The following is a 7,770-nucleotide window of genomic DNA, read 5'->3' as shown; positions in this document are numbered from 1 at the left end:
ACCTCGGTGAAGACGCGGTGGGCCTTCACCGAGGTTCCGTTACCGCCCGGCCGCCGCGGCTGTCACGCAGAGACACCGATGACGGGCTCGACAGCCCCGTCCTGACCGTCGACAAGGCCTCGGGCGATGCGACGTTTCCGGCCCGGACGAGCGGACCGAGGCGCTGCTCTTCCTGCGCAGCCACTGCGTCCGGGCTCGCGAGTCGTCGGTCCGGTTCCCTTCGCAGAGGTCCACGGCCGGCCTGTGGCTGACAGGACGGAAGACTTTGCGGCCGATGACAAGATCGCCGTCGTCGATACGGACACCACTTGTCTCTCGGCAGATTCTCCGTAGAGCCGCTCCGCCCGTGCAGGGGGCGCAGGACCAGATGCGGGCAACGCCGTTCTCAGGCGCCCGGGAGGAAAAGGCAGAACGGGTGACCGTGTGGATCGCGCAGGACACGCACGTCCTTCTGCGGCTGGTGCTCCTCCAACGTCGCGCCCAGGGCGCAGGCCCGCGCGGTCTCCGCTTCCAGATCGTCGACCTGCAGATCAAGGTGCGCCTGCATCTGCTGGGTGCCTGCTCGTGGGGGCCAGACAGGGGGCGTGTGGTCCGCCTCCCTCTGGAAACTGAGACTGGGACGCTCCTGTCCCGGAGCCCGCAGCCGGACCCACTCGGGCCCCCGTTCCGCCTCCTCCCATGCCAGCAGAGCGCGATAGAAGTCGGCCAGGGCGGGCGGATCGGGCGTACCGAGAACAATGGCACCGAGGGTCGTCGTCATGTCCTCCACCTTGCCCCGACGCCCGATCCCATGCATCTGATGCAGCCCTGCGCGGCGCCGGGGCCCGTAAGGGCAGGTGGAGGCGGACAGCGGGCAGCGGCCGCGTTCCGTGGAGCGGGCGTGGGGGGTGGGCAGCGGGGTATCCGGATGTTCCTCCCGCCGTAACCGCAGTGAGCGCGACCGCCTCATCCGTCTGCTTGCGGCCTGAATCGACGGAAGACCTGAAACCGAATGACATTGGCGCACGGCATATACATGGCTGCAGGCATCGGCATCCTCATGGCCGCAGTCCTTCCCCCGGTGGTCCGGCGGCGTCCCTTTTCCCTGCCCATGGTGTTCCTTGTCGCCGGCGCGGCGATCGCCCTCCTGCCCTTTGACGTGCCCGTCGTCGACCCCGTACGGGACGGGGTCTGGGTCGAGCATGTGACGGAGGTCTGCGTGATCGTGTCGCTGATGGGCGCGGGGCTGGCGATCGACAGGCCGTTCGGATGGCGGGCGTGGGCAGGGGCCTGGCGCTTCCTCGGACTGGCCCTTCCGCTCACCATCGCCGCCATGGCGGTGCTGGGGTGGTGGCTCATGGACTGGCCTCCGGCGGTGGCCCTGCTCCTGGCTGCGGCGCTGGCGCCGACCGATCCCGTGCTGGCCGCGGAAGTGCGGGTCGGAGAGCCCACGAGCGGCGAGGACGAGGACGACGAAAAGGAGGTGCACTTCACGCTGACGTCCGAGGCCGGTCTCAACGACGGGCTGGCCCTGCCGTTCGTACTCGCCGCCGTCGCCCTTGCGACCGCGGCAGGTGATGGCTGGTCCGGGGACTGGATCGGCCACTGGCTGCTGGCCGACGTACTGCTGCGCGCAGCCCTCGGGCTGATCGCGGGAGTGGCCGTCGGCCGATTCCTCCGCTGGCTGTTCTTCCGCTCCCCCCACGTACGCCTCTCGCAGCAGACGGAAGGGTTCACCGCGCTCGGTGTCACCTTCACCGCCTACGGCATCACCGAGTTGGTCCACGGATACGGATTCCTCGCTGTTTTCGTCGCGGCCTGCACCATCCGGGCCGCCGAACGCAACCACGGATACCACCAAGTGCTCCACGGCTTCAGCGAACAGATCGAGCGTCTGCTGACCGCTGTCCTGCTCTTCCTCCTGGGCGGCTACCTGGTCGCCGACGGGCTGTCGGTCCTCAGCCCGCAAGGTGCTCTCCTGGGGATCGCTCTCATCGTCGTGGTCCGTCCACTCGCCGGCGCTGCCGCCCAGTTGGGGTTCCCGTCCGCGTTGCGAGAGCGCGCGGTCACGGCTCTGTTCGGCATCCGGGGCATCGGGTCGCTCTTCTATCTCGCGTACGCACTCAGGGAGGGGCCGTTCGGCCCGTACGCCGACGAGCTGTGGGCGGTCACGGCGTTCACGATCCTTGCCTCCGTACTCCTGCACGGCGCGACCGCCACGCCCGTCATCAGGCACCTGGACCAGCGGCGCTCCCGGATTCCCTGACGTGGTCGTGGTGAGCTTCCACCGCCCCGAGGGCTCCCGACTCTCAGCTCCGCCCCTCCTGTGGCGCGTGACGACGACGGCGTCCTCCCGCGGTAGCGGCCAAGGCCGGGGGAGGGCCGGCGGCGGATGACGATCTGGTTTCGCGTACGTCGCTCAAGCTCACGCGGCAGACAGAGAGGAGTACAGCCCCGGCACGTCGACCTCGTCTGCCCTCGGTCGGCACGCGTCACGGCAGCAGCGCCCGTCCTGGGGCCGCTTCGGATGACTTGGGGAGCCCTGCTGTGACCGTCCGGAGAGCCGGCGATTCCGGGCGCGCCAGGCACAGGGGCGTGGAGTTGGTGCGGGGCATCATGACGAGCAGGCCCGGACGGGCCGGCGACCTCGATGGTCGACCACCCCTGCGGTTGGGCTCTGCCGTACGGGCGGCGGACGCGTGTGCCGCAGGTGGCGCCGGGTAGGCGGCACCTGAACCGACAACGACAGGAGGTGACTCATGGGCATCGGAGGAGCCGAGGGAACGCCGAACGGGCGGAAGCGCGTCGAGGGCAGAGTGCGGACGTACCAGCCGGCCCGGACAGAGCCGAGGGCAGGATCCGGGACGAGCCTGGACAAGCAGGGAGAAGCGCACATCGTGCGGGGCGAAGATTGATGAATCGCGCCCGGGCGACTTGACGTTGCGCCGTCGCCGCGGTGGGTAGCGGGGGGTCTCCTACGGATCACCCGTGGACGTTCGAGTGCGGTTCGTCGGGCGTCGGCAGAACTGCGTCCTGCGACGATGCGCCTCCGAGCTATGACCTTGCTGTGTGGAAGGGCGGCCGTCCACTCAATGACGACCGAGCGGGCTCCAACTACGAAGAGTTCGACGAGCGCCGTCTGGACTCGGACGAGGTGTTGTGTCTCCGGCGCCGCACACAACGGCGTACGTGAAGTCCTCGTCGCGCGAGACCCGGAGGGCATGGCGCTACTCGTGAAAGGTGCACTCCGGCCGGCGAGCACGCGGCGGGGACACCATCCGGTGGCCTATCCCGCCATCCTCCCTCGAAGCGCGGGTGGATGGCGGGTTCGGTCAACTGGTCTGCTCAGCCACCGCAGCCATAGCCGTAATGGGCCTCGATGCTGGTCACCGCGTTGTCGTACGAGAACAGAAGTTCCTGCTTGTTACCCGGCTCGATGATCCAATCGAGGCCGCGGAAGTTCTCGTCGGTCCAGATGCACACATGACGGTCACTGCGGTTCCATACCGAGCCGGCCCGATCGTTCCACGCCCAGCCGATGTTGCGGACGTCCACCGGATCGAGCTGCAGGACGTCCCCGGTGTTGTCGTGGCCGTCGAAGATGCAGACCTTGCCTTCCGAACAGCGGCTCACGCCCCCATCTTTGGGGTCATCAGCCGCTGAGGCTCCCGGAGCTGCCAGTAACGCGGTGGCGGCGGCGAGGACTGCTCCTGCCACGGCGGTTCTGACTGTCAGTTTCATGAGCGTCCACCCCTGTTGTCGCCCGTGGAAGCGGGTACTGATCTCCGCGCCCATCTGTCCTTCTTGAGGGATCCGGTCGTAAGGCGGTTCCCAGCGCAAGCGGTTCACACAGATGGTGCTGATCACAGACCGCGGACGAGGTGGAGCCATGGCGCTCTCGCGGCGTACCGGGTGTTTCCGTCTGCTTCAGACAGCTGCTGTGCCTGTACGCGTAGGACGAGTGGGCGCCGACCGCCTTCCCTCCTTCGAGACCGTCGCCACCCTTGGAGCGCTGGTCCGAAGGAGTGCGTCGGCCGTGCTCAGGGCCTGCCGCACATCGTTGACGCCCGTCATGACGCACAGGGTGTACGCCGTGTCCTCGCGGCGCCGGACGGTGTCCGGGGTGGAATGGCGCTCGTCCTCGATCACTGCGTCCGCGTAGCAGGACAATGCGGCACGCAGGTCACCGGGCGTGGGATGCAGCAAGGCCAACTCCTCATCGAGGGGATTCGTCCTCCCGGCCGACACGGCTGGGCGGGTATCGCTCATGACGATGTCCGGATGCCCCGCTTCGTACAGAGCATTCCTGGCTCTTTCGGGACACGTCCTGTGACCGTGGGGCACTGGGCCGCTTCCTGCCCGCCTGTGGGTTACGGCGTGTCCAACCTGTTCATGGAGGTGTCGCCGGCTTGAAGTTGCCCATCAGGGGCGCGGGGGTGACAGCGTGCCGCGGCACACGTACTCGTACTTGGCCGTAGGGGCTCTCGGCTGCCGAGACCCTCTGACGGTTCTTCCGAACTCCGCTCACCGTGCGCGAAACAACTCCTACGCATGGTCAATTCACGGCTCCCGTGAAGCTGGACCGGATCGCCGCTCGACGGACTGAGCGGGACGTCCTCGAGGAGTAGCCGGCGAGCACGTGGTGGACGTGCGGATCGAACGTGACGAGTTCGCGGTGGCGATGTGCGCCGTGCGGCCGATCAGCGAGGCGGACACCCTGGGATTGATGATCGCTGGGGCTCCCGTCCTGGACCGGGCCCCAGCGACCCTGGTCTGCCCGTCACCCCGTGGACTCGTCCGGGGTGGGGTGTTCCGGGTGAACGCCGGCGTTGCGGGCAACATTGCGGCCCGAGCCGGCCTCGTCGGGGTCGGGCTCATCCTCCGACTCGGCTGAGCGGTCCTCGGAACCTGGCGGGAGGATCACGTCGAGGGCGTCCTCGCCGTCCTGCACCTGCTGGTCGGGCACGTCGGCAGGAATCGGCGGCGGACAGCCTTTCGCTCCGGTGTAGGCGGTGCCCTCTGGCCTGCGGTCGGTCATATTGCTGCTCCCTCGGTACGCGCCGGCCCCGGTGCGGGGCGGGCTGGTGTTGCGCCTCGCTTACCCCGCTGCTCCGACACGACGCGCAGCCGTCGGCTGCGGCTGTTCCGGGTCGGGGAGGCGATGTAGTGGGGCAGGCACAATTCGACGTCCTCCGAGCGTCCCGCGCATCCGCTGAGAGGATCCCGCCGGAGGTATCGGCGGCACGGTCGTGAACGTACCCGCCGCGGCAGTCCCCGCGGCGCCACATATTTCCGGAAGAAACGGCACGCCAAGGGCTCTGCGGCACCGCTCCTCCCGGCGGATGGGGCCCCCAACGGCACGGGACCGCTGATGAGGAGGCAAAGCACGTGCGGGAAGAGGTAGGCCGCGCCCCACCGGGTAGACGGCGTCACGGGTGGCCGACCGCGCCGCCTTGTATGTGATCTGAGGAGGCCCTGATGGACGGGATCGTGCTGCTCAAGGAAGACCACAAGACGGTCGAGAAGCTCTTCAAGCAATTCGAGAAGGCCGGCGAGAACGCGTATGCCGAGAAGCGGAGGATCGCCGACCGGGTCATCGACGAACTCACCACACACACGTGGATCGAGGAGAAGATCTTCTATCCGGCCGTCCGCGAAGCAGCCCCCGACACCAAGGACGATGTCCTTGAAAGCGTTGAAGAGCACCACGTGATGCTGTGGATGCTCTCCGAGCTCGAGACACTCGACCCGGCCGATGAGCGGTTCGATGCCAAGATGACCGTCCTCATGGAGAACGTGCGTCATCACGTCGAGGAGGAGGAGAAGGAATGGTTCCCGGACGTCCGTAAGGCCATGGGCCGCAACCGCCTCGCCGAACTCGGCGACCAGATGGAGAAGGCGAAGAAGAAGGCTCCTGGCGAGCCCCTCGCCGTCCCCAGCGCCCATCAGTAGCCACCGACCGCACGGCAGTGGCGAAAGAACCGGAGACCGGCTCAGTGGCCGGCCCCGCCCGCGGGACTTTCCGGCCCCCTCCGTTCTCACATCCCGTCTGGGCCGGGGCATGGTGATGCGCCACGAGAGAGCCATGCGGCCGCGTCCTGCCGCATCCCTCCACTCCTGCCGGACAGTGATCAACACCAGGTAGGGACACCCCGCGGGCCACCGAGAATGCTCAGGCGGGCCAAGCGGGGCGCTCACGTACCGACTGCTGGGCTCAGTCACACCCGTGACTGAGCCCAGCAGTCGGTACGCGCGGCCAGCTGAAGCGCTCGGTGCCGATACCGCGGTTGGGCAGGATCTCGCCTACGGCGCCTGCGTGGTGCGCGCCTCGAGGCGGTTCAGCGCAGGCCGGGTTTCCGCCGCCCAGTGTGACCGGGCCGAGGCCGGGGAAAACCCTTGTGAGCCTGTGCAGTCCGCCTTGCAGGGGTATCGACCTGCTTGATCAGGCCGAACAAGCGCAGGCGGGCAAGGACGCGGCGATCAGGTCAGGGTGTCGGCGTGACGAACACGGACCCGTGAAGCCGGACGACGTACGGGACCACGGCCGGCCAGCGAGCCTGCTGCCGCACGCCACCGTGTGGTTGCGCCGGGCCTGACGTGTACGCGGCGATCTATAGTTGCCCGGGTCGACTGTTTTTATGGGGGCGGAACTCATGCAGTTCAGGAGAGCACTGGCCGGCGTCCTGTTGAGCGCCGTGGCCGTACTGCTGCTCGGCGCCTGCGGGACCCAGCGGGCCGGGGCCGGTGCGCCGACGACGACGGAATCGCCGCACTGGCAGACTTTCGCGCCCTTCCGCGTGACTGCCGCCCGACTTTCCGACGGTGGGCGCGCGCTCAGCGTCGACGCAGAGGTGCCCGGAAAGGGGAAGACCTGCGCGCGCGAGCTGAAGGCGGCAGTGACCTCCACGTCGGAGCGCACCGTGTGGGTGCAGGTCACCTTCTCCACGCTGACCGGCGACCCGCACGCCGACTGTTCGAAGACCGCGACCGGCACCGCGGAGGTGCGCCTGCCGTCCGCGCTCGGCCACCGCGAACTGGTCGTGGACAACGACACAGCGTTCACCATGGACGACGCGGACCTGCCCTACCTGCGCATGTGCGGCGACCGCGGCTGCCACCCGGCACCCACCGGCTGCACCCCCGCCTCCTACGACCAGGCGGTGGCGGCGCTCGACGTGCCGAACCACACCTCCCGCGGCGAGGAGCACTGCGACGGGAAATGGCTGGCGTTCGACGTGTCCTCGCGCATGGGTCCGGCCTGCCCCGAGGGCGAGGCGCCGGGCTGTGGGGCGAGCATCGGCGACCGGTGGTTCTTCCGGGCCGAGAAGGCGGGCTGGGTGCCCCTCGCGCGCGGCACGAAGGCGGGCTGCGCCGACGTGCACCGAGTCGAGCCCGCCTTCCCGGATGCCCTGTGCGCAGACCTGCCCGCCCTGCGGCGCCCGAACTGAGCACCGCCAGGCCCGTTGCGCTGACCCGCCCGCGGGCCGGACACACGCGGCGCCCCGTGCATGAACTCGCATTCAGGACCGCTTCGGGCGCCGCGGGGTCGATCAGGACTCTTCCGGCCGATCATGTGCTGAGCCGTATGGTGCGGGTTGCTGCCATGGCGGCCCCGAGGAAGAAGCAGCCGTGTCCTTCATATCTGGTGGCCCCGGATCGGTGCTGCTCGAGCGGGTGCTTGTACGTTGCGGTCGCAGCCCGGTCGTGGACCTGATCCGCACCCCGGAGGACGTCCGGCTGCTGACGTTCGAGGTCGCCCGCGACATGGCGCGGCAGAACATCCGGTACGCG

The 7,770-nt window shown here is 68.7% G+C and carries 7 protein-coding genes; 3 read left to right on the top strand and 4 right to left on the bottom strand.

Translation table 11 applies throughout. The features are described 5' to 3' along the window. Positions 1-385: 385 nt before the first annotated feature. A complete protein-coding gene (locus ABZ434_RS35845; protein ID WP_359146229.1) occupies positions 386-760 on the bottom strand; it encodes a VOC family protein in 375 nt (124 codons plus the stop codon). A gap of 231 nt (positions 761-991) precedes the next feature. On the opposite strand from ABZ434_RS35845, the gene ABZ434_RS35840 reads away from it, so the two are divergent. Further along, positions 992-2,245 (top strand): cation:proton antiporter, encoded by a 1,254-nt coding sequence (locus tag ABZ434_RS35840; protein WP_359146226.1) that lies wholly within the window; start codon positions 992-994, stop codon positions 2,243-2,245. A 1,079-nt stretch (positions 2,246-3,324) separates the two neighbouring features. Here ABZ434_RS35840 and ABZ434_RS35835 read toward each other — a convergent pair. The 3 genes from ABZ434_RS35835 to ABZ434_RS35825 all read right to left on the bottom strand — a co-directional run bounded on the left by ABZ434_RS35835 (position 3,325) and on the right by ABZ434_RS35825 (position 5,017). Further along, positions 3,325-3,774 (bottom strand): peptidase inhibitor family I36 protein, encoded by a 450-nt coding sequence (locus ABZ434_RS35835; protein WP_359146223.1) that lies wholly within the window; start codon positions 3,772-3,774, stop codon positions 3,325-3,327. A gap of 132 nt (positions 3,775-3,906) precedes the next feature. Further along, positions 3,907-4,185, bottom strand: coding sequence for a DUF5133 domain-containing protein (locus ABZ434_RS35830; RefSeq protein ID WP_359146220.1), 279 nt, complete (start codon positions 4,183-4,185; stop codon positions 3,907-3,909). Positions 4,186-4,759: 574 nt separating this feature from the next. Beyond that, on the bottom strand, positions 4,760-5,017 hold the full coding sequence (locus tag ABZ434_RS35825) for a hypothetical protein (RefSeq protein WP_359146217.1): 258 nt from the start codon (positions 5,015-5,017) through the stop codon (positions 4,760-4,762). A gap of 440 nt (positions 5,018-5,457) precedes the next feature. On the opposite strand from ABZ434_RS35825, the gene ABZ434_RS35820 reads away from it, so the two are divergent. Together ABZ434_RS35820 and ABZ434_RS35815 are read left to right on the top strand one after the other, a co-directional pair. Beyond that, positions 5,458-5,931: a hemerythrin domain-containing protein gene (locus ABZ434_RS35820; protein WP_359146214.1), complete on the top strand. Its 474-nt coding sequence runs from the start codon at positions 5,458-5,460 to the stop codon at positions 5,929-5,931. Positions 5,932-6,632: 701 nt separating this feature from the next. Beyond that, a complete protein-coding gene (locus ABZ434_RS35815; protein WP_359146211.1) occupies positions 6,633-7,427 on the top strand; it encodes a hypothetical protein in 795 nt (264 codons plus the stop codon). Positions 7,428-7,770 lie beyond the last annotated feature (343 nt).

Origin of the sequence: Streptomyces sp. NPDC005761 (assembly GCF_040630635.1) — a bacterium.
Lineage (GTDB): Bacteria > Actinomycetota > Actinomycetes > Streptomycetales > Streptomycetaceae > Streptomyces.
Note: the sequence above shows the minus strand (reverse complement) of the source record. Positions and strands in the feature narration are given on the sequence as shown.

Bases quoted from the DNA above. Each gene is read 5' to 3' on its own strand.
- ABZ434_RS35835 (WP_359146223.1), bottom strand. From the start codon at position 3,774: ATGGGCGCGGAGATCAGTACCCGCTTCCACGGGCGACAACAGGGGTGG.
- ABZ434_RS35840 (WP_359146226.1), top strand. From the start codon at position 992: ATGACATTGGCGCACGGCATATACATGGCTGCAGGCATCGGCATCCTC.
- ABZ434_RS35820 (WP_359146214.1), top strand. From the start codon at position 5,458: ATGGACGGGATCGTGCTGCTCAAGGAAGACCACAAGACGGTCGAGAAG.
- ABZ434_RS35825 (WP_359146217.1), bottom strand. From the start codon at position 5,017: ATGACCGACCGCAGGCCAGAGGGCACCGCCTACACCGGAGCGAAAGGC.
- ABZ434_RS35845 (WP_359146229.1), bottom strand. From the start codon at position 760: ATGACGACGACCCTCGGTGCCATTGTTCTCGGTACGCCCGATCCGCCC.
- ABZ434_RS35815 (WP_359146211.1), top strand. From the start codon at position 6,633: ATGCAGTTCAGGAGAGCACTGGCCGGCGTCCTGTTGAGCGCCGTGGCC.